The following is a 20199-nucleotide window of genomic DNA, read 5'->3' as shown; positions in this document are numbered from 1 at the left end:
GTGCCGGTCGGCCACAACCGGCTGCGGCCCCTCACCGAAAGGTGAGGGGCCGCGTCGTGGTCACCGGTCCATTTCCTCCGTGCCGAGATCGAGCGTCTTGGTCGTGCCGGTGAGTGCCTTGGTCACCTTGACCGCCTGCGTCTTGATGACTCGGGCCCTGCTGCCGGGGTGATCGCGCTCGACGATGTCGGCGTACAGGTGGGCGGCGGCCGGGCTCCTGGTGGTCTCCCAGTGGAGACCGTGGATGTGGTTCCAGCCGTTGCCGGAGTGCTGAATCTCGACGTGGTACCGGTCGGCGCGCTGGGTGATGACGACGTCTCCGGTGGCCATGTGGACCTCCCTGTTGAGTTTTCAACGCCTTGCTTATGTAGACCAGCCTACACGAGCACTGTAGAGCCGTCTACATTTGGTTGCGAGCATGGTCATAGGCGCGGCGGGCCTCCACACACACCGGACAGTGGCAGCCGTCGTCGTAGCCCTGCCGCCCATGCCTGACCACGTCCCGCTTCCCGAAGCGCACCTCGGCGCGGCGCTGCGCCATGTAGTCCCGACGCCGTTGCCGAATCGCCTCCCAGTCCGTGCTGCCGGCACGCCCGCGTCGGTACGACGTGCGGGGGGCGTCGGTGCGTCCCGCCCTGACGATCCGGGCGACCTCCGCGACGTCGATGCGGGCGGCATCCGCGACGTCCGCCCTGGACGCGCCCGCGTCCAGGGCGTCGAGCAGCGCATGGTCGCGGCGCCAGCGCTGCCGGGCGTACCGCTGCTCCCGGTACTCGGCCTCCACGGTGGCCACGCCCACGGCCTGCTCGTCACCGGGCGGCCCCGTGTGTGGGCGGACCTTGAGGATCACCCTCACGCCGGCCGTACTGAGATGGGCCACCTGGGCGATCGTGGTGACGCCGACGCCGCCCGCTCGGGCGGCGCGGATGGTGCGGTCCCGCTCAGCGTGGGCGGCGTCGCGCCGGTCGCGGGCTTTCGCCAGCTCGTGGGCCTGCCGTCGCAACTTCGCCAGCGCGTCCGCGTTCTTCACCGTTCGCCGAGCGCCTTCAGCAGGCTCATCCGGTCGATGCCGACCGCCCGTGCTGCCTGGGACTTTCCCTTGCCGCCCGCGTCGGCGACGAGCATCGTGGCGATCTGCGCCGACGCGGCGAACGCCTCCCGCTCCCGCCGCCGCGCCTCGATCAGCGTCCGGTGGGCGCCCTCCGGCGTGGTCTCGCCGAGAATGTACTGGACGGCGGCAGACATGGCGGCGTCCCGTTCGGACTGCTCGTCGGGGTCGGGGTACCGCTCGGCGATGATGCGCGCTTCCTCGGCGAACCGCTCGATCTGCTCGGCGGACAGGTCGCTGGCGGCCGGGCCTAGCCAGGCCATCAGTTCGTGCTGCTGCATGGCGTTCGTCATGTAGAGCAGTCTACACAGGCGGCGTAGATGCGTCTACATTCTCGGCTACCGGCCGGTACGAGCCGAGGTCCCCGCCTTCACGGCTTCACTGCGGGTCCGCGGGTCCAGGACACGAATCGCTCGTGCAGTTCGGCGGGCGGGGTGGTCGGCATCTCCGTCAGGGCGACGATCAGCAGAGACCCCATGTAGATGGACAGGCCGACCCAGTCGCCGGGGTACGTCTCGGCGAGGCGGGTGCGCGCTGGCGAGCAGGGCCACCCGACCTCGCCGACGCACGTCCGGCACGTCCAGGAAGGGTCCGGCTGGTGCGGGTTGCCGTCGAGCCGGACCGCGATGGCTTGAACGGCTCGCGAGACGTGAGCGGGGCGTTCGGTGGCGTTCACTCGTCGACCCCGATCTCGGGGTGCGCGGTGCGGGCGGCCTGGCCACGGGTGAGCAGCGCCGGCCCGCACGGGACGATGTCGGTGGCGCCAGGGACGGCGGCGATCCCGCTGATTCGCTCGCGCGCACGCTGGTGGCCGTCCTCGCCGTCACCCAGGGCCGGACGGTACTCCGGGGTCGGGTCGAGCTGCGTGGTGCGCTGGCGCCGGTTTCGGCGGAGCATGTGCGGCACCTCCCGGGCGGCAACCCGGGTGGAGGCGCGGCGAGTTGGCCCCCCTTTGGCACAAGCCGCCGCGCCCCCGCCCGGAGGGTCGCGGCGCCGTGAAGCACGGGGGCACATCACGGAGCCGCGACCCGGCTGGGCGGCGCGACCGCACCGTTCGGGTGCTGGGGTGCAGCCGCGCCCGCTCTGACGTGGGAACGCTCAGTAACCGCTCTCCCACGCTCTGAGCTTGACCCAGCTCACAGCGTTATCCCAGACGCGCCACGCACCACTTGCGACAGATCATCGACGCAACTACGGCGTGATGCGGTAGTTACGCAACGCCACCAACGAGAGACATCAGTTCGGCTTGCTCAGCGGATGCCGCCCGGCGCCGGGTGTCGATCAACTCCGTCACGATGTCCCGCGCGTACGGCTGCTGCCGCAGCCACGGCGCGGCGGTGTCGCGCAATTCGAGCAGCACGCCCGTCGCGGCGGAGTGCTGGCCAGTCTGGACGTACGACCATGCGACGTCCAGGCGGTGCCGCTGGCGACTGGACGGGGTGACCTGCGGGAATCGGGTCACCTCTTCGGCGAGGGTCAACGCCCGGCCGGGCTGGCCGGCGATGACGGCCGACTCCACCCGCATCAGGTGCACACCCTCGGGCGAGAAGTCGTTGCCGATGAGGTCGGCGTGCGGGTGGCGCTGGTTACCGAGCCGCAGCGCCCCGGCGGCGGCCAGGTCGAGAATCTCGGAGGCTTCGTCACGGCGGGCGTCGCGGACTGCGGCGGCGGCGGCCTTAAGGAGCAGTTGACCCCACCCGGCGAGTTCCGCCGGGGTCGCGGTCGACAGTCTCGGCTCCACCTGGTCGGCGGTCCGCAGCGCGAGGGTCTTGGCGTCGGCGAACCGCCCTACCCGCAGCAGCAGCCAGCACATCGGGGCGACGGCTTCGGTGCCGGCCACCCGGTCGCCGCTGTCGCGGGCGTAGCGCAGGGCACCGTCGAGGGCGACGTGCGCGAGGTCGACCTGACGCAGTTGGATGAGCAGCCGGCCGGCGAGGGAGTACGCACGCGACGCCAGAACGTGCGCGGCGAGCTGCTCGTCGGCGTCGACGACGTCGACCAGGGCGCGGGCCTGCGCCAGCAGGCCAGGGACCGCGGCGAGGGTGGCCGCGAAGTCATTGCGGTGGTAGACGGCGTTCGCGGCGCGCACGGCCGCGGTGACGCCGGCGACCGTCGGCGCGGGCCCGGCCGGGTCGAGGTCGAGAGGCTGCCCGTCGAGGCCGCGCACGGGGGTCAGCGCCCGGCGCACACCGATCAGGCCGACCGGCTCGGCGTCGGGTTCCCGCCGGTCCACCGCTCCGGCGGCGTCACCGAGCAACGCGCCGGTGCTGGTGTGCAGAGCTGCGGCGAGCGCGGACAGGGTGGCCAGACTGGCCGAATCGCGTCGGCGCTGCTCCAGGTCACGAATGGTGGACACGCTGACGCCGGAAGCATCGCGCAGCGCTTCCTGACTCATGCCTGACGCCTTACGGATGCGTTTGAGGTTCTGGCCGATCGTCGGCTGCTCCATGGTCGTCTCCCAGGTAGCGGACTGGGGATGGCGGCCCGCCGACCGCTACAACCGGCGGGCCTGCCTCTTCGCACGCTACTCCGGTCACTGGAATCGGCCCTCGTCGTTGCGGCTAGCCACCTCGCCCGGCGTGGCGCGCGGCACGTTGGCAGGGCGCGATCCGTGAGAACCCACGTTCACAATTCCACGCACTGACGTTCATAAATGTCAGCGATGCTCGGAGACGCCCCCCTCTGAGCACCAGGAGACAGCGTGCGACACCGCACACGAGCCATCCTCGGGACGCTGCTCGCGGCGACCCTTCCCCTGCTCATCGCCGCTCCGGCCCAGGGGGCCACCCCCAGCGAGCCGGCCCCACAGTCCACCGCCACCTTTACCGCCACCACCAGCGCCGAGGCCACCGCCGCCGGCCTGCGCCTCACCGTCGACGCGACGGGCGCCTGGAGCGTCGAGTCCGCACCGGCCCCGGACCACGTCGGCGTCCACTACCCGGCGTCCTACTGTTCCGGCACCTTCCTCGGCCCCCGGATGCTCAGCACCTACACGCTGGAGTTCGGCGGGCAGCAGACGTGCGACAACCCGAAGGACTGGGCCCACGGCATCACCGTCGAGTTGCAGAGCACCTGCTCCGACATCTGGTGCATCATCTTCGACCCCGAGGGTGAGGTCGGCTCCGGCCTACGCATGCAGCGGGTCGTGTCGGCCTCCGGCGGTCTGGGCTGCGACAACACCGACCGCCGCAAGTACCGCAACGTCGCCGACGTGTACGCCCGCAACATCTACATCGGCGCCGTCGTCGGAACCTACGAGCCGATCCTGCGCTGCTCGATGTGACCCACCCGGGCACCAGCAGGTGGCTATGGTGGCCCTCATGACGGTCACCGGTCCCCGCCTGCTGGTCCCGCCGGCCATGCTCGGCCGAAGCGTCGGACTCGCCGTGCTGCACTGGGGCGTGATCGACGGACCACACGGCCTGTCGCTCGTGATCGAAGTCGTCGACGAAGAGCACACCGGCAGCCTCAACGAGGGCCAGTGGAAGGATCCCAGCGTCGACGTGGTGCAGATCTACGCCACCACCGGCACCAGCGAGCCGATCCACCCGAAAGTCATCGCCCGCACCTCGGGCCCGAGCTGGCAGCGATGGACCGTCACCTTCGGCCGCTACGACCGGCCCGCCCGCGTCGACCTGGACCAGGCAAGGATCGTCGTCAACGCGCGACCGATCAGCCTGGAAGCCAGGATCGACCTCGCCCCCGAGGGGTGAGCCGCTCTCACCAGCGCTGTATCTGGGGGGCCGGCACCCCACCAACAACGAAGCGGCCCTGCTCGCCCCTCCAGTGGGCGGGCAGGGCCGCTTCTTCGTGTCGCATGGGTCTACCGGCTGGGCGAGTCGAGACCCGCCTCCACGGCTTTCACCGCAGGTACTTGCCCGGCCGCGTTGCTGCTGGCCTTCGCCGCCGCTACGGCGTCCCGGGTCGTGACGGGATACGCCTGCGCGGCCGTCGCTGCCGGGCCGTTGCTGGTCTCGGTGCTCGTCGCTGCCCGTTCCTCGGCTGAGAGCACCTCCGGACCGAACGGGTCGGCGTGGGCCGCCTGGTGCTCGACGGTCTCCTGGCCACGGTCTCTTCGTACCGTGCCGAGGTCGATGCGTCCGTCGAGCTGGTCCTGCACCACCCGGCACGCAAACGCCCCAGGGGTTCGAGCCCGATCGACGAAGTTGGGCACACCGCGCAGCAACTGCTGCACGTCGTGGCCAGCTTGCTGCGCCTGGTCCAGCGTGTACGCCAGAGCACCCCACGCCTCGCACCCGAGCACCCGCTCGGCCCGCTGCCCAGACGGCCACGCCCGGCGCACCTCGGCAGCCATCCGCTCCTGCCTGTCCCGCACCGCCTCGGCGGACATCGCCGGCCGCCGTACCCGGTCCGTGGCCTCACGGACGGCCCGGTCGACGGCGTCGGACAGCACCTCGATGTCGTCCGGCTCTCGCACCGGTTCGGGCTTCTCGGCCGCTCGGCCGGCCCGCTTGGCGAGCTGGTCGACGACTGTCTGCCGGGCCTGCTGCGCTCGGGGGTCGACGTGCTGCCACGTCGACGCGGCCCGCCACACCCGCGCGATGTCCTCCGTCCCCGCGGTGCGCCACCACGCCGGCCGCATCGCCGGCCGCCACACCGCCGCGTCGGCCTGCTGTGCCGCGCGAGCCTGCGCGCGAATCTGTCGGGCCTGCTCCTCGCTGGCCCGCGCGGCGCGTTGCAGCTGCGCGATACGCGCGTCGATGAGCACCTGGGCCAGTTGGCCGGCGGCCTGGATCGCGGCGGTCATCGCCGCAGTGGCCCGCTGGTGGATCTCGGCCATCTCGTTGTCAGCCACTACCGTCCCCCGTCTCTCATCGCTGCGTCTGCTGATCCACCGCCGGATCGACGCGGGCCCGGGCCCGTGCCGCATCCGGCTCCTTCCGCGCCACGCGCGGGCCCGGAACGTCCCGCTCGACGTGCACCGCGCCCTGCGCGAGCAACGGCATCAGGTGCGCCGCCGCCCTGGCCGCCGCGCCGGCCGCGTGCGCCTGCTGCTCGGCCGCGCGCAGCTCGGCCAACGCCACCACCAACCGGGCCGCCTGCACGACCACGGCGAGCAGCACCGCCGCCTCACCGCCGTCACGGGCGGGTCCGGTGACCATCAGCGCGTTGGCAACCCGGCCCAGCTCGGCGGCGATCGTCGATGCCGCCGGTGCCGGCGCGCGACGCGGTGGCGCCGCAGCGCGGGCCAGTGCGTCAGCCGCCCGCGTCACCGGGCCCCGCCCGGACGGCTCGGTCACGGCCGCGACCCGCGCCAGCAGTTCGGCGCTGGCCCGGGCTGCCGCCGGCCACTGCGGCGAGCCCGGCGCGACGCCGGCCAGCCGCCCGCTGATCGCCTCCAGGGCGGCGGCCGACGACCGCCACACCGCCATCCGGTCCTCACCGCGCAGGGTGGTCGATTCTGCGGAATCCGCCGTCTTCCACTGCGCTGCCGACGGCGGCGGCGCGTCGGGCCACCGCTTGCGGATCTGGGTCAGGCTCAGGTCGCCGTCCAGGCTGCGACCGGCATACCAGCGCGGCTTATCGGCACCGGTAGGTCGTAGCGCCACGGCGTATCCGACCACCTGGTCCCGGTCGGTCGCCGCGGTGCGCGCAGCGACCAGCAGACCGGCACCCTTCATCCGCGCGACCCACTCGGCCTCGCTGGTGGCGCCGGCAAGCGCGGCCCGGACCTGGCGGCGCAGCAGTTCCCGGTCCGGCGCCTGGTCGACGCGCCGGGCCCGCTCGACCTCGGGCCGGGTCAGCTCCGGCCGCCGGGTCGCGCCGGCCCGGCCGGGTGTCCACTTGCCCAGTCCGAACTCGTCCTCGATGAGGTCGGCGACCTGCTGGCTGCGCCGCTTGTCCTGCCGCAGCCACACCGGGGCCCCGTCCTCGGTGGCGAGGGTGACGACCAGGTGCACATGGTCGTTGCCCTTCGCCGACAGCCCGTGCCGCACCGCGATCCACCGGCACCCGGCCCGCTCGGCGTCACCGTTGAAGCCCATCTCGGCCACGAACCGGCCCGCGATGCGACCCCACGTCGCGTCGTCGAGCTGGCCCTCGTGGGCCGGCAGGCTCAGCGAGCACTGCCACACGTACTGCTTCACTCCGCGCTCACCGGCGGCGATCTGCGGCGCGTCCAACCGCGCCGCCAGCTCGTCCAGCGACCATCGCTCGCCGTCGCGGTCGTGCCGGTCGGGAGCCAGCAGCGCCACGTCGTCGTACCCGGCGACCAGGTGCGGGTTGACGTGCTCCTCAACCTTCCCCGGACCCCACAGGTACTCCAACAGGCCCCGGACCCGAGCGCCGTAGGTGACCTTCGGAATCATCAGCGCCGGCCGGTCTGGGCGGCAGCAATCGCAGTCACCAGCTCGTCGACGCGGGCCGCGACCCGCGCCAGGTACGCCGCCGTGGCGGCCAGGTCCCCGGCCGGTTCCCCGGTGGAGTGCAGCCGCGCCACCGCCTGGTTGAGGTTGTGCGCCGCGCCCCGAACTTGCCGGTGCGTACCCATCAACTCGACCAGCAGCGGGCTTGCCTCGGCACCGCCACCGCGTTCGGCCGCAGTGGGCACCAGCGGCGCAGTACCGACCTCAGCGAGGTACGCGGCCACCGCCAGCCGCGCCGCCGCCGCATTCGCCGAGACTGTCAGGTACTCCTCGTCGGAGAACCGCACCGTCACATGACGGCGGCGGGGCTCGGCGTTGTGACGACGTCGGCGAGACCGCGTCGCGCCGAAGTGCACCACGCCGACATGGGGCTCGTCGGTCATCTTCCGGCCTTCCTCTGGAACGTAGTGACCGCCCCGGCAGGGGCCAGTTCGCGCACCGGCATCCCGGCCTCCGAACTAAAAGAACCTCTTTTTCTCCAACTTGCTCCGACGAGGTCCACGAAGTCGGAGCGTCGCGCTTGCGCGACATGGCCGCGTGGTCGCGGACCCGAGCACACCTGACGGCGCGCACCACGAGACAACCTCGTGGCAGCCCGGCACGGCCGGTCGTCAGCGGCCATCCGCGACGACGCGACGCGACACCGGACGACGTGCCGGCGGCACGTCCGTGCCCCTGGTCGACGTCCCCGTCGGGCCCCGACAGCGTCTCCGGCGGCCACCAGGGACGGCGCAAGGGCGGGCCCGCATGGATCGATCTTGGCGGCTAGGCTCGGCGTCCACAGCCACCAGACCGCAGCATCCAGGGGGATCCCATGGCCGAACAGTCCGCCAAGGCCGTCCGCACCGAAACCGAGAAGGCCGCGCTGCAACTGCTGCGCGAGCGCGCGGCCCTGGTCGGCGAGGCCGCTACCGCCCGGCACGACCGCGACCAGCTCGTCGACGCGCTGCGCGAGGCCAACGCCCGCTACGCCACCCGATACGCCGACGCCCTCGCCGGCGGCTGGAGCGCCGACGAACTGGCCAAGCTCGGCCTGGACGCACCGGAGTCGTCGACCACGTCCAGGCGCCGCCGCCCACCCCGGCAGGCGCAGCCCGCGCAGAGTCAGCCCGACGAGGTGGTGACGCCGGCCGACGTGCCGGCGCAGACGTAGCGGCCCTACCCACGTCACGGTGACGGCCTCCCCTGCTGCGTCGGGGGCGGCCGTCACCGTGTGGGCGCCGGTCACGACCTGGTCCCCAACGGCACGCCGCGGGCCCGCATCCACGGCTCCGGGTCGACCGCGTTGCTGCTGTTGGCGTGGTACGGGCCAGGGCGCACGCCGACGTGCACTTCGAAGTGCAGGTGCGGCCCGGAGCTGCCGCCCGAGTTGCCGACGTGTCCGATGACCGCTCCGGCCGCGACGCGCTGACCGATCGACACCTCGGGCCGCTCGATCATGTGGCAGTAGCGGGTCACGACGTTGCCCGCGTGGCGGATGTCGACGTACCAGCCGCAGCCACGCGCACCGGTGTGCCCGTCACGGTCGCAGGTGGTGTGCCAGTCGCACTTGACCTGCTCCACCACCCCCGCAGACGCGGCGCGGATCGGGTCACCCCGCACGTCGGAGGTCGACATGTCGACGCCCGCGTGCAAGCGGCCGTTGCGCTGACCGAACGGGCTGGTGACCACCGCCCGGATCGGCTGCACCCACCCGCCCGGACCGACCGGCACCGGCCCCAGGTCGTCGATGCCGCACGGGGCTGTCGGCGCACCACCGCCGATGTCGTCGATGCTCGGCAAACCGAGCACCCGCGCGGCGAGCTGCTCCGCGTCGGGCTCCCACTTCTGGTACGCCTCCGGCAGGCCCGAACGCTGCACCGCCTGCGCGGCATCGGTCAGCCGCATCCGCTGCCACCCGTCGACCCGCAGCAACGCCTCGTAGAACTTCCCGGCCGCGTAGGTGGGCGTCATCCGATCCCGCACACTGCCCCACCCCGGACGCTGCTGGAACAGCCCGACCGAGTCGTGATCGCGGCCCACACCCTCGTGCGGAAGCGACAGCGACTCGGGCACCGTCGAGTTGGCGAGGTTGCGCAGGGTGGACTCCTGCATCGCGGTAGCCAGCGCAATGACGTACCCACGCGGCGGCACCTGACGCTGGCGTCCAACCGCCACGATCGTCGCCGCGTGCGTGCTCTGGGCACTGTCCCACCCGCCGCCACCCGGCACCGGTGACACGCCAGGTAGCGACGGCACCTCGCACGCCGCCGCCTCAGCCTGCGCCTGGCCGAACAGCACCAGGGGCAGGCCCACCGTCCCACCGCACACCAGCATCACCACGGCGGCCACCGCCGCGATCAACGCGACCGGTCGCCGCGTCACTGGACTGCCCGGACGAAGTCGTTGCCGGTAACCATCCACCGCCCGTTCACAGCGGCGAGAGTGACGGTCAGCGTGCCGGCGTCGGTCTCCACCTCGTACACCGCCGCCCCAGCCTTCGGCGCCCGCTTCACGGCCGGCCGGCCCGTCACCTGGGTCGCCGGAACCTGCGCCGGGTCGACGGTACGCAGCGCGCGAGCGAAGCCCTGCTCGCAGTGCGGCGCGACCCCCTGCCACCACACGTCAGCCGACAGATCCGGCCGCGCCCACGCCACCGCGAACGCCGCCGCCACCCTCGGCGCCTGAGCCGCCGGCGGCAGCGCGGCCGGCGCACGCTCGTCGCCGTGGTCGTCGCTGCCCGGCGCCTCACCGGTCGACGTCGGCGACACCTCGACCGCGCCGGCCGTCGGATACACCGGGCCGCTGCGGTCCGGTGCTGGCGTGCCCGACTCGGCCGCCGCGCCGCACCCTCCCAACGCCACAGCCGACACCGCAGCGCTCAGCACCGCCCGAACCAGCCACCCAGCCCCATTGATGCGCGCGGATGCGCCCCCTCTGCGTGCCATATGACGCCTCCCCCGTACTGCCATTCGCGTCCCTGTCGCGGCAGAGCAATCACCATAGATCCACTGAGAAACACGGTGCTACTGTCGGCTACTCGTCGGTGACCTTGACACACGGGGGAGGCATCGCATGACGGGGAGTGTCTGCGCGCGACAGGAACGACGGCGGTGAAAACAAGCGTTGTCGCCGCGCACCGCACGCGCCTCGGAACCGCGCCGCCGCTGCCATCCGCGGTGATTCCAGCGAATCTCCAGAAGCCATGGCCGCCGATCTGGTGGGTCGGGTGCCACGGTGGTGCCGGCACGAGCACCCTGGCCCGACTCGTCAACGTCGGAGCGGATTTCGGGCGGGCTTGGCCACTGACGACACCAGCAATGCCACCCGCCCAGGTGGTGCTGGTCTGCCGACTGTCCGCCCACGGCATGTGGGCGGCCACCGGCGCCATCGAGCAGTGGCGTCGCCGCGCGGGCATGTCCGGCACGACGACGGTGCTGGGCGTGGTCGCCGTCGCCGCCAGCCCACGCCGGCCGCCGCGTATCGCCACCGAACGACTGCACCTGCTCAGCGGGTGGGCGCCACGGGTGTGGCGCGTCGGCTGGGTCGACGCGCTCCTGGCCGCCGACGACCCGCGTGACGTCGGCACCCCTCCCGACGTCGACGCGCTACGCCACGCACTGACGCAGACGACGCACACAACCCCGAGAGAGACACGATGACGCTCACAGACCTCCAACCCCTCCTGGAGCAACTCCTGGCCGCCCCCACCCCCGCGCCTGGCGGCGGGGTACCGAACCCCGGCGGCGGTGTGGCGCCCCCCGGGGTGGTGTCGACCAACGTCCTGGAAATCCTCCAGTGGATCGCCTGGTTCGCCACGGCGGCGTGCGTCGGTGGGATCCTCTACAGCGCGGCGAAGATGGCCCTGGCGCACCGCCGTGGTGATGACACCAACGTCGCCCAGCTCGGCTGGGTGTTCGCCGGCTGCCTCCTAATCGGCAGCGCATCCGCCATCGTCGGGGCCCTGATCGTCTAGCCGGGAGGCCCTCATGTCACGCTCCGACTTCGCCGGGCGCCCGCCCTGGACGCGGCCCGGATTCCTCGCCGCCGCAGCACTACTCCTGGCCGTCATCATCGTCGGGGTCCTGGTCGCGGTGTTCGCCACCGCCGACAGCAGCCCCGACATCGCCGGCCCTCCACCACCTGTGAGTCCGACCCCGCAGGACAGCGATGTCGCGCAGGCGCTACCCACGGCGGTGCCGACCACCGCGCCCGCCGAGGTGCGTTGGGAACTCGTCGGTCCGCTCACCGTTCCGGTCAGCGCCACCGCCGGCCCGAAGCAGAGCACCGCGACCACCGCGTCCGGCTTCACCCGAACCCCAGAAGGGGCCCTGATCGCGGCGGCGCAGCTCACCATGAGAGCCAGCCACACCCTCGGACCGGACTACTGGCAGCCCACCATCGAGCGTCAGTTCGTGGCCAGCGCCGACCGGGACCGACTGCTCGCCGAGTACCGCGCCACCGACAGCGGCCCCGCCGATCCTGGCGCGGTCAGTCGCATCGCCGGCTTCTCCTACCAGTCGTACACGCCCGACACCGCCGTGATCGGGCTGGTGCTGCGCGCACCGTCGGCCGGCACCCCCCGCTACCACGTGCTGTCGCTGACCCTGCTCTGGCGCGACGGCGACTGGCGCATGCAGGCCCCACCCGGCGGGGCGTGGGTCTCCATCAACCGCGTCACCAGTGACCTCACCGGGGTCGTCGAGTGGGGGCCACGGTAGTGCCGGACGACTGCCCCATCGTCAACCCTGTCTGCGTCCCAGGCCACGTCCTGGACACCACCGCCGGCCGGTTCCTCGACGAGCTGTCCGAGCAGGCGTCCGAGGCCGCCGCCGAAATGCTCAAAGCCCTGGTCGCCGGATGGTTGTCCATCCCCACCCCGCAGGTATCCCAGGGCTCCTGCCACACCAACGCATCCGGCAAGCTCGTCTGCGACGGCACCGTCGACTACCTCAGCGCCTACACCAACTGGGCGGTCGCCGCGCTCGCGGTGGGCGCGGTCCTCATCGGCGCGATCCGGCTCGCCTGGGAACGCAACGGCCGCGAGGCCGGCACCCTGGCCAAGGGCCTGGTAACCATGGTCGTGCTCGCCGGCGCCGGCGTTCCCGCCGTGCAACTGCTCATCGGTATCGGCGACAGCTACTCCGACTGGATCCTCAGAGCCGCCGCCGACGGTGACCTCGGCGGGCGACTGCGTGCCCTCGCACCGGCCGCCGCCACCAGTGGGCTAGCCCCCCTGATGGTGATGGGCATTTCGACCATGATGTTCCTGGCCACCCTGGTGCAGCTTCTGCTGCTGCTGGCCCGAGGTGCCGGCCTGGTGCTGCTGGCCGGGCTGCTTCCGCTGGCCGCCGCGTCGGGCGTCGCCGGGTCCGGCCGCGCGATCCGCGACCGGTACCTCACCTGGCTGCTCGCCCTGGTGCTCTACAAGCCGGCGGCGGCCACCATCTACGCCGCGGTGTTCTGGATGCTCGGCAAGGGCCAAGACCTCACGACCCTGCTCACCGGCCTGGTCATGCTCTGCATGGCCATCGTCGCGCTACCGGCCCTCATGCGACTGATCGCCCCCGCCGTGTCGGTGCTCTCCTCCGGCGGCTCCGGCGGTGCGGCCGTCGCGGCGACGTCGGCGGCCGGGCAGGTCGCCTCGGGCGCGATCCGGCTCAACGCCAGCAGCGGCGCAAGCGGCGGCGGCCCCGGAGCGCGAACCGGTGGCAGTGATCCTGGCCGGCCCGGCGGCGCCACCCCATCATCCCCGATACCAGCGCCCCGCCCCTCCGGTGGAAGCGCCAGGACCAGCGCGGCGACCCCAGTGCCTGCCGGCTCGTCGACGGCCACGACCGCCCCGACGGCGACCAGCGCGGCACAAACGACGAGCGCGGCGGGCGCCGCCACCTCGGCAGCCGGCCCGGCCGGCCTCGCGGTCACGGCGACGCAGGCAGGACCCGCCACCGTCCGCAAGATCGGCGGCACAGCATCCGGAGCGACAGGCGGTGAGAGCGCATGAGCACCGACGTACAACCCCGCTCCAGCGAGCAACAGCAGCGCACCTACGGCAACTGGCGCCTCGGACGCGGCGCCGGGCTATTCGGGCTCGGCCCGGCCGGCACGATCGCCGCGTTCCTGGTCATGGTGCTGTCCGCCGCGATGATTCCGGTCTCCGCCGTGGCCGCGCTGGTCACCGCCGTCCTCGGGCTGCTCGTGCTCGCGCCGCTGGCGATCCGGATCAACGGGCGCACCGGATTCCAGGTCATCACCGCCCGCATCGCGTGGTGGATGGCGCGGGCCCGCCGCCACCACGTCTACGTCTCCGGGGTGGCGTCCCGGGTCACCGCTGCGCACCAGCTCCCCGGGGTGCTGGCCCGCAGCGAGGTGTACGAGGTGGAGACCGGACGGTCCGGGCTCGTCGCCGTCGTCGTGGTGCCGCAGAGCCGGCACTACACCGTCACCCTGCGGTGCGCGCCCGAGGGCATGGACCTGGTCGACCAGGCCGTCATCGACGCCCGCGTCAGTCACCTGGCGTCGTGGCTGGCGGCCCTGTCACGTGAGCCGCAGCTCGTGCAGGCACAGGTCACCGTCGAGACCACCCCGGACCCGGGCACCCGACTGGCCGCCGAGGTCACCGCCACGACCCGCCCCGACGCCCCGGCGCTGGCCCTGCAGGTCCTCGACGACGTCGTACGGTCCTACCCGGCCGGGTCGGCGGCCGTCGACACCCGCGTGTCGCTGACCTACACCGCCCCGCCCGGCCGGTCCATGTCGCACGAGGACGTGTGCCGGGAGGTCGCCGCCCGGCTGCCGCACCTGCACGCCGGGCTGACCGGCGCCACTGGCGCCGGCATCGTGCCGATGTCCGCCCGCAGCCTCGCCGCCGTGGTGCGCGCCGCCTACGACCCGGACGCCACCCTGGACCTTGCCCGCGACCCGCAGCTCACCCCCGACTGGACGCAGGCCGGACCGGTGGCCACCCGCGAGAGCTGGGATTCCTACCGGCACGACTCCGGCGTCTCGCGCACCTGGTGCATGGTCGAGGCCCCGCGCGGGGTGGTGTACTCGCGGCTGTTCGCCCGCCTCACCGACCCGGACCCGCAACTGCTGCGCAAGCGGGTGAGCATGATCTACCGGCCGTACTCCCCCGCCGACGCGGCGCGGCTGGTGGAGGCCGACAAGCGCGACGCGAGGTTCATGGCCGCCAAGAAGCCGCGGCCCAGCGCCCGGGACCTCACCGACCTGGCCGCCGCCGACCAGGCCGCCCAGGAAGAGGCCACCGGCGCCGGCGTCGTGCGCTTCACCGTGCTGGTCACCGCCACCGTCGCCGACGACGGCAAGCAGCTCGACGAGGTCACCGGCATCATCCGGGCCCGCGCGGGCGAGGCCCGCCTGACGATCCGGCCGATGTACGGCTGCCAGGCCGCCGGGTTCGCCGCCGGCCTGCCCGCCGGCATCGTCCTACCCACCCACGCCACGATCCCCTTCTAGGACGGCCGATGACCAGCCCCAACACCGGCCCCCCTCCACCGCCACGGCGTCGACCAGCAGGTCGCCGGCCCGGCCGCCTCGGCTACAGCGCACCCGGGGGCGGCCGGTGGTCGTGGATCGAGCCCTCGACGGAGTACCGGGGCACCACCGTGCAGGTCTGCGGGCTGTACCCGTTCGGCACCGGCGCGTCGACGCCGATGATCGGCGTGCCGGTCGGCCGGCACCTCTACACCGGCTCGGCGGTCTGCTTCGACCCGATCTCCTGGTACACCCGCGCCCGGCTGATCAACAACCCGTCGGTGTGGATCGAGGGCGAGCCCGGCATGGGCAAGTCCACGGCGGTGCGGCGGATGGTCCTCGGGCTCACCGCGCAGGGCGTCACCCCGCTGATCCTCGGCGACCTCAAGCCCGACTACGCCGCGCTGGTCCGTGCCCTCGGCGGGCAGGTGCTGCGCGTCGGGCCCGGCCTCGACCGCATCAACCCCCTGGATGCCGGCCCGTGGCGGCAGGTTCTCGACCGCGTCGACGAGCGCACCGGCGCCGTCGTGCGCGCCGCGGTGACCGACCGGCGGCTGAACATGCTCGTCGCCCTGGCCACCCTCGTGCGGCGCGGGCCCGTCACCTCCGACGAGACCACCGTCCTGGCTGCCGCGCTGCGCTACCTCGCCGAACGGGAGACCGACACCCCGCCGGTGCTCTCCGACGTCCTGCGCGTCATCCGCGACGCCCCGGCCGAGGTCCGCGCGGTCACCCTCTGGCAGGAAGACGGGGACGTCCCCCGCTTCCGTGAGGACGTCGCCAACCTGCACCGCACCCTGCTGGCGCTGCTGCACGGACCGCTCGGCGACACCTTCGAGGGGCAGACCACCACGCCGATCCGCCTCGACACCCCGGCGGTGTGCGTCGACATCTCCAGCATCGACGACACCGACGAGCTGCGCACCGCCGCGACCCTGCTGTCGACCTGGTCCTACGGCTTCGCCCAGGTGGAGGCCGCGCACCTGATGGCCGACCTCGGCTTGGCCCCCGCCCGGACGTTCTTCACCGTCCTCGATGAGCTGTGGCGGGCGCTGCGCGTAGGGCACGGCCTGGTCGACCGCGCCGACGGACTCACCCGCCTCAACCGGCAGAAGGGCACCGGCACTGCCTTCATTACCCACAGCCTGGCGGACCTGGAGGCGCTGCCCACCGCTCACGACCGGGCCAAGGCCCGCGGCTTCGCCGAGCGCTCCGCGGTGCTGATGATCGGCCCCTGCTCGGAGCAGGAACTCGACGCGGTCGCGCGGGTCCGGCCGCTGTCGCAGGCGGAGCGGCGCGAGGTGCTGTCCTGGTCGGCGCCGCCGTCCTGGACCTCGGCTGAGGGCAGCGGCACCGTCGGCCGTGGCAACTTCCTGATCAAGGTCGGATCGCGGCCGGGTATCCCGGTGCACCTGGAACCCACCGAGACGGAGATGCGGCTCGGCAACACCGACTTCCGCTGGACCATGGCATGAGCCGGCCCGCCGGCCCGCGCGGTGGTCACGACGACGCGGGCCTCATCGTCGGCGGCATCGCCGCCGGGGTCCTGGTCCTCGCCAGCGGCGCGTGGCTGCCCGTCGTGCTGGCCCGCCCGCCCGGATACACCGGCGGCGGACCGATCCAGGTCGCCGCCGCGGTGCTGCGCGGTGACATCACCTGGACCACCACCTGCACCCTCATCGCCGTCGCCGAGGTGACCGTCCTGCTGCTCCTGGCCGTCGGTGGGGCCGCCGCCTGGCGGTGGATTCGTCGGCGCCGCACCCGCGTCGACCCGGCCGCCCGCCGCATGGCCAGCCGCAAAGACCTCGCCCACCTCGGGCCGAAGGGTGTCGCCGACAGCGGGCGGCGGCTGCGGCCCAGCCTCGCCGACGTCGACCGGCCCGACCCCGACCAGCTCGGCGTGCTGATCGCCCACACCGTCGCCGGCGGAATGCCGCTGCGCCAGTCGTGGGAGGACATGGCCGTCGACATTTGGGGCCCACGCACCGGCAAGACCACCTGCCGGGCAATCCCCGCCATCGTCGCCGCCCCCGGCCCGACCCTGGTCACCAGCGTCAAGGGCGACATCGTCGACGCCACCCGCGACATCCGCGCCGCACGCGGCACCGTATGGGCGTTCGACCCGCAGCACATCCTCGGACCCACGCAGGGCATGTGGTGGAACCCCCTGCGCGCCGTGGCCACCATCACCGACGCCCGCCGCCTCGCCGAGCACTTCGCCTCCGCCGAACGCGAGCCCGGCGTCAGCCGCGACGCCTTCTTCGACCCCAGCTCCGAGGAGCTGGTGGCGAACCTGCTCCTCGCGGCCGCCGTAGCCGGCCGGGACATCCTCGCCGCGTACCGGTGGGCCGTCAGCCCTCGCGACGACGAACCCGCGGAGCTGCTGCGCGAGCACGGCTACGAGCTGCCCGCCGACGCGGTCGCCGGGGTGGTCAACATGCCCGACAAGACGAGGGGCGGCATCTACGCGGGCGCGCAGAAGATGCTCATGTGCCTCACCGAGCCGACGGTCACCGCCTGGGTCACCCCACCCACGCGCGGCAGGATCCTCGAGTTCGACCCGGCCGCCTTCGTCGCCTCCACCGACGTGCTGTACCTGCTGTCCCAGGGCGGCCCCGGCTCTCCCGCCCCGCTGGTCGCCGCCCTCACCGACGCCGTCCTGCGTGCCGGCGAGCTGCGGGCCCGCACCTGCCCCGGCCGGCGCCTCGACCCGCCGCTGCTGAGCGTCCTCGACGAGGCCGCCAACATCTGCCGGCTACGCCAGCTCCCGGCCCTCTACTCCTTCTACGGCTCCCACGGCCTGCCCATCATCACGATCCTCCAGTCCTACCCGCAGGGCGTCGATGTGTGGGGCCGTGAGGGAATGCGCAAGCTGTGGTCCGCGGCGAACGTCCGCACCTACGGCGGCGGCGTGGCCGACCCCGACTGGCTGGAGGAACTGTCCAAGCTCATCGGTGAGCACGACGTGACGACCAGGTCGACGAGCAGCAGCGGATCCGGGTGGGGCCAGCGGTCGGTGTCGCACGCCACCCGCCGCCAGCGGATCCTCGACGTCGCCGACCTGCACGCCCTTCCCCGGGGCCGGATGGTCGTCTACGCCTCCGGCGCCCCGCCCGCGCTCGCCCGCACCGCCCCCTGGCAGACCGGCCCCTACGCGGCGGCGATCCGCGCGTCGATCGCCCGCTGGGATCCCCACGAGCGCACCGACTGGACCCTCACCCCCGACGACGCCCCGCCGGAGCCGACCCCATGACCCTGCCCCCGCCCGGACCGGCCGGCGACCCGGTCGCCGACCTCAGTGCCCTGCTCGGCCAACTCGCCGGCGACCCGAGCGACCCTGCACCGCAGGCCGCGACGCTGGCCGCGACGCTGGCCGCCGAGCCCGCCGAGGCGGAGCCGGTCTACCGCAACGTGGAGGCGTTCGTCGGGGACTACCTCGCCCACGTCGTCGAGCGGCGCCTCGCCTCCGGGCCAACCCCTGGGGTGAACTGGTGCTCCCGATGGTGGGCGCACCCCGAGGCCATCTCCCGCCTGTACGCGCTGTGGCGGGCGTGGGAAACGCTGCGGGTGTCCGACCCACAGACCGGCATGAGCATCTGGTGGCGCGACCACCTCGACCCGCACCTCACCGCGCTCGCCGCCGAGTACGGGCCATTCAACCGGTGTGGCCCGGACAAGCACGTCGAACCCAAGCCCCTGCCCGTCGAGCCGGCACCGCCAGAAGTCCTCGCCCAGCTCCCGGATGCCAGCGTCTCCTGATTCCGTGGCATCGCTGGTCGCCTAGCGCAGTCCAACTACCCATCCGGCGACGTTCGGTGTCTATCACTACACGCAACGCATCGGGCATCATGCATCCTCATGGGACTTCTGGACTCGCTGCGGAACCGTCGTGCCGTCAAAGACCTCGAACTCAAACGCTGGGCGAACCACACCACGCTGCTGGAAATCGCCGCAGGGCTCTCCACCGCCGTGATGATGTGCCACGACGACACCTGGCAGTTCGTCGAGCGTCAGGCCTCAAGCCGCGATCACTGGCGGTCACCTGAGCCGGTAAGCGTTCCGGGTCGAAAGGATCCTATGGTCGAGGTGCGCCTGTCCGGACCCCAACTGGCCGCAGTCATCGAAGCGCTAGCCCGCCTCGCCGGCATCCCTCACACGCGAGGTGCCTACAGCCTGGGGACGGTGGAGTCCCGAGCCATCGCCAGGAGGGTGTACATCGAGATCCGCGAGGTCCTCAAGCAGTACGACCCGGACAACCCCGACGCCGCCATCCCCGCCATCGTTTTGGATGACCAGGTCGGCACGGCCACCGGCGAGCCCGGCGCCCGGTGACGGTCAGGGCTGGCCTTCCTCGTGGTGGCAGGCGAGCGTGGTCAGCCCGTGCCGGTGTCGCCGTTGACCACCGGTGGAGTGCACCTATTCGACTCCTGCGCTATTCGCTGATCATGAGCGCGGGGCCGCCCTTCGCCGCCTCAACCGAATTCGGCAGCAGAGCCGACGGCCGCAGGCTGCAGTCGTTGGCCGGATGAGCAGGGCAGCCAACCACGCTGGCAGGTCGCGAGTTGTTGTGTCGCGGTTGACGACGTACGACCGGTCGGCGACGACCGACTTCGGGGCCCGCACGGTCTGCTCCCTCAGGGCCTACCGGCTTCCGGACCAAAAACAACTCCAGCGCTGGTCAAACCGGATGACGATCCCGGCTCCAGTCATTCGCGCAGGCCGCCCTGACCTGCGCTGGAGTTGTTTCTCGCTGAAAACTACGGCGAGGCCTAGGGGCTGGCGGGTACCAGGGCGGCGGTCACGGCGGATCCCCTCTCGCGGGGGTGGGGTTACAGGTAGCGGCAGACCTGCTCTGGATGGCAACTGCCAGGGTCGGGCGTGCTGGCGGCGTCGTGCAGCTGCGTGACTGTGTCGCGTAGCGCCTGCAGGTCGGCGATCTGGGCGTCGAGGTCGCGCAGCCGCGTGGCGAGCAGGTCCTCGACGTGCGCGCACGGGGCGTGGCCCCGGTCGCGGACGTCGAGGACCTCGCGGATCTGCGCCAGGGTCAGTCCGGCGGCGCGGCCACGGCGGATGAAGTCCAGCCGCGCCACCGCCTCCACGCCGTACTGGCGGTACCCGGCTGCGGTGCGCCCGGCGGGGCGCAGCAGGCCGATGTCTTCGTAGAAGCGCAGCGTCTTGGTCGTGGTGCCCGTGACCGCCGCGAGCTCACCGATCCGCAATCCCGGTCACCTT

General features: G+C 72.7%; 24 protein-coding genes. 12 read left to right on the top strand and 12 right to left on the bottom strand.

Annotated features, from left to right (window positions below):
* Positions 1 to 60: 60 nt before the first annotated feature.
* The 6 genes from AB0D32_RS26905 to AB0D32_RS26880 form a co-directional block, all read right to left on the bottom strand.
* Entirely contained in the window at positions 61 to 330 is a 270-nt protein-coding gene (locus tag AB0D32_RS26905; protein WP_357095932.1) for a hypothetical protein, read from the bottom strand.
* Positions 331 to 400: 70 nt separating this feature from the next.
* A complete protein-coding gene (locus AB0D32_RS26900) occupies positions 401 to 1030 on the bottom strand; it encodes a hypothetical protein (protein WP_357095929.1) in 630 nt (209 codons plus the stop codon).
* Positions 1027 to 1401, bottom strand: coding sequence for a hypothetical protein (locus AB0D32_RS26895; protein WP_357095927.1), 375 nt, complete (start codon positions 1399 to 1401; stop codon positions 1027 to 1029). The genes AB0D32_RS26900 and AB0D32_RS26895 overlap by 4 nt, the downstream gene beginning before the upstream one ends.
* Positions 1402 to 1478: 77 nt before the next feature.
* Positions 1479 to 1784, bottom strand: coding sequence for a hypothetical protein (locus AB0D32_RS26890; protein ID WP_357095924.1), 306 nt, complete (start codon positions 1782 to 1784; stop codon positions 1479 to 1481).
* Complete coding sequence (locus AB0D32_RS26885; RefSeq protein ID WP_357095921.1) at positions 1781 to 2005, bottom strand: hypothetical protein; 225 nt, start codon at positions 2003 to 2005, stop codon at positions 1781 to 1783. Before AB0D32_RS26885 ends, AB0D32_RS26890 begins: the two co-directional genes overlap by 4 nt.
* Before the next feature lie 313 nt (positions 2006 to 2318).
* The gene (locus tag AB0D32_RS26880; protein WP_357095918.1) at positions 2319 to 3557 is read right to left on the bottom strand and encodes a helix-turn-helix transcriptional regulator; all 1239 of its coding nucleotides are present in this window, start codon (positions 3555 to 3557) and stop codon (positions 2319 to 2321) included.
* A 252-nt stretch (positions 3558 to 3809) separates the two neighbouring features.
* On the opposite strand from AB0D32_RS26880, the gene AB0D32_RS26875 reads away from it, so the two are divergent.
* Both AB0D32_RS26875 and AB0D32_RS26870 read left to right on the top strand, forming a co-directional pair.
* Entirely contained in the window at positions 3810 to 4391 is a 582-nt protein-coding gene (locus AB0D32_RS26875) for a hypothetical protein (protein ID WP_357095916.1), read from the top strand.
* Positions 4392 to 4428: 37 nt separating this feature from the next.
* Positions 4429 to 4821, top strand: coding sequence for a hypothetical protein (locus AB0D32_RS26870; protein ID WP_357095912.1), 393 nt, complete (start codon positions 4429 to 4431; stop codon positions 4819 to 4821).
* Between the two features lie 110 nt (positions 4822 to 4931).
* Here the strand turns inward: AB0D32_RS26870 and AB0D32_RS26865 are convergent, their stop codons facing one another.
* The 3 genes from AB0D32_RS26865 to AB0D32_RS26855 are packed head-to-tail and all read right to left on the bottom strand — an operon-like array spanning position 4932 to position 7877.
* On the bottom strand, positions 4932 to 5924 hold the full coding sequence (locus AB0D32_RS26865) for a hypothetical protein (RefSeq protein WP_357095909.1): 993 nt from the start codon (positions 5922 to 5924) through the stop codon (positions 4932 to 4934).
* Positions 5925 to 5940: 16 nt separating this feature from the next.
* Positions 5941 to 7437, bottom strand: coding sequence for a relaxase (locus tag AB0D32_RS26860; RefSeq protein ID WP_357095905.1), 1497 nt, complete (start codon positions 7435 to 7437; stop codon positions 5941 to 5943).
* Positions 7437 to 7877 carry a hypothetical protein gene (locus AB0D32_RS26855; RefSeq protein WP_357095903.1) on the bottom strand — a complete coding sequence of 147 codons (441 nt, stop codon included), beginning with the start codon at positions 7875 to 7877 and terminating at the stop codon, positions 7437 to 7439. The genes AB0D32_RS26860 and AB0D32_RS26855 overlap by 1 nt, the downstream gene beginning before the upstream one ends.
* 431 nt (positions 7878 to 8308) lie before the next feature.
* Here AB0D32_RS26855 and AB0D32_RS26850 point away from each other — a divergent pair, with 431 nt between their 5' ends.
* Positions 8309 to 8647: a hypothetical protein gene (locus AB0D32_RS26850; protein WP_357095900.1), complete on the top strand. Its 339-nt coding sequence runs from the start codon at positions 8309 to 8311 to the stop codon at positions 8645 to 8647.
* A gap of 71 nt (positions 8648 to 8718) precedes the next feature.
* Here the strand turns inward: AB0D32_RS26850 and AB0D32_RS26845 are convergent, their stop codons facing one another.
* Both AB0D32_RS26845 and AB0D32_RS26840 read right to left on the bottom strand, forming a co-directional pair.
* The gene (locus AB0D32_RS26845; protein WP_357095897.1) at positions 8719 to 9858 is read right to left on the bottom strand and encodes a M23 family metallopeptidase; all 1140 of its coding nucleotides are present in this window, start codon (positions 9856 to 9858) and stop codon (positions 8719 to 8721) included.
* Positions 9855 to 10337 (bottom strand): hypothetical protein, encoded by a 483-nt coding sequence (locus tag AB0D32_RS26840; RefSeq protein ID WP_357095894.1) that lies wholly within the window; start codon positions 10335 to 10337, stop codon positions 9855 to 9857. The genes AB0D32_RS26845 and AB0D32_RS26840 overlap by 4 nt, the downstream gene beginning before the upstream one ends.
* Before the next feature lie 456 nt (positions 10338 to 10793).
* Between AB0D32_RS26840 and AB0D32_RS26835 the strand changes: the two genes are divergently transcribed.
* From AB0D32_RS26835 to AB0D32_RS26795, 9 genes are all read left to right on the top strand, one after another.
* Positions 10794 to 11135 (top strand): hypothetical protein, encoded by a 342-nt coding sequence (locus AB0D32_RS26835; RefSeq protein ID WP_357095892.1) that lies wholly within the window; start codon positions 10794 to 10796, stop codon positions 11133 to 11135.
* Entirely contained in the window at positions 11132 to 11449 is a 318-nt protein-coding gene (locus AB0D32_RS26830) for a hypothetical protein (RefSeq protein WP_357095889.1), read from the top strand. The genes AB0D32_RS26835 and AB0D32_RS26830 overlap by 4 nt, the downstream gene beginning before the upstream one ends.
* 13 nt (positions 11450 to 11462) lie before the next feature.
* A complete protein-coding gene (locus tag AB0D32_RS26825) occupies positions 11463 to 12194 on the top strand; it encodes a hypothetical protein (protein ID WP_357095886.1) in 732 nt (243 codons plus the stop codon).
* Positions 12179 to 13477 (top strand): hypothetical protein, encoded by a 1299-nt coding sequence (locus AB0D32_RS26820; RefSeq protein WP_357095884.1) that lies wholly within the window; start codon positions 12179 to 12181, stop codon positions 13475 to 13477. Before AB0D32_RS26825 ends, AB0D32_RS26820 begins: the two co-directional genes overlap by 16 nt.
* On the top strand, positions 13474 to 14949 hold the full coding sequence (locus AB0D32_RS26815; protein ID WP_357095881.1) for an SCO6880 family protein: 1476 nt from the start codon (positions 13474 to 13476) through the stop codon (positions 14947 to 14949). The genes AB0D32_RS26820 and AB0D32_RS26815 overlap by 4 nt, the downstream gene beginning before the upstream one ends.
* Positions 14950 to 14957: 8 nt before the next feature.
* Complete coding sequence (locus tag AB0D32_RS26810; protein ID WP_357095878.1) at positions 14958 to 16442, top strand: ATP/GTP-binding protein; 1485 nt, start codon at positions 14958 to 14960, stop codon at positions 16440 to 16442.
* On the top strand, positions 16439 to 18220 hold the full coding sequence (locus AB0D32_RS26805; RefSeq protein WP_357095875.1) for a TraM recognition domain-containing protein: 1782 nt from the start codon (positions 16439 to 16441) through the stop codon (positions 18218 to 18220). The genes AB0D32_RS26810 and AB0D32_RS26805 overlap by 4 nt, the downstream gene beginning before the upstream one ends.
* Positions 18217 to 18726 carry a DUF4913 domain-containing protein gene (locus AB0D32_RS26800; RefSeq protein ID WP_357095872.1) on the top strand — a complete coding sequence of 170 codons (510 nt, stop codon included), beginning with the start codon at positions 18217 to 18219 and terminating at the stop codon, positions 18724 to 18726. The genes AB0D32_RS26805 and AB0D32_RS26800 overlap by 4 nt, the downstream gene beginning before the upstream one ends.
* Before the next feature lie 99 nt (positions 18727 to 18825).
* Complete coding sequence (locus AB0D32_RS26795; RefSeq protein WP_357095869.1) at positions 18826 to 19299, top strand: hypothetical protein; 474 nt, start codon at positions 18826 to 18828, stop codon at positions 19297 to 19299.
* 497 nt (positions 19300 to 19796) lie between these two features.
* Here AB0D32_RS26795 and AB0D32_RS26790 read toward each other — a convergent pair whose 3' ends face one another.
* On the bottom strand, positions 19797 to 20186 hold the full coding sequence (locus tag AB0D32_RS26790) for a heavy metal-responsive transcriptional regulator (RefSeq protein WP_091331334.1): 390 nt from the start codon (positions 20184 to 20186) through the stop codon (positions 19797 to 19799).
* Positions 20187 to 20199: the final 13 nt, after the last annotated feature.

It is taken from the genome of Micromonospora sp. NPDC048170, from assembly GCF_040652795.1.
Lineage (GTDB): Bacteria > Actinomycetota > Actinomycetes > Mycobacteriales > Micromonosporaceae > Micromonospora.
The sequence above is the reverse complement of the archived record's forward strand: the minus strand, read 5'-3'. Positions and strand labels throughout refer to the sequence as shown.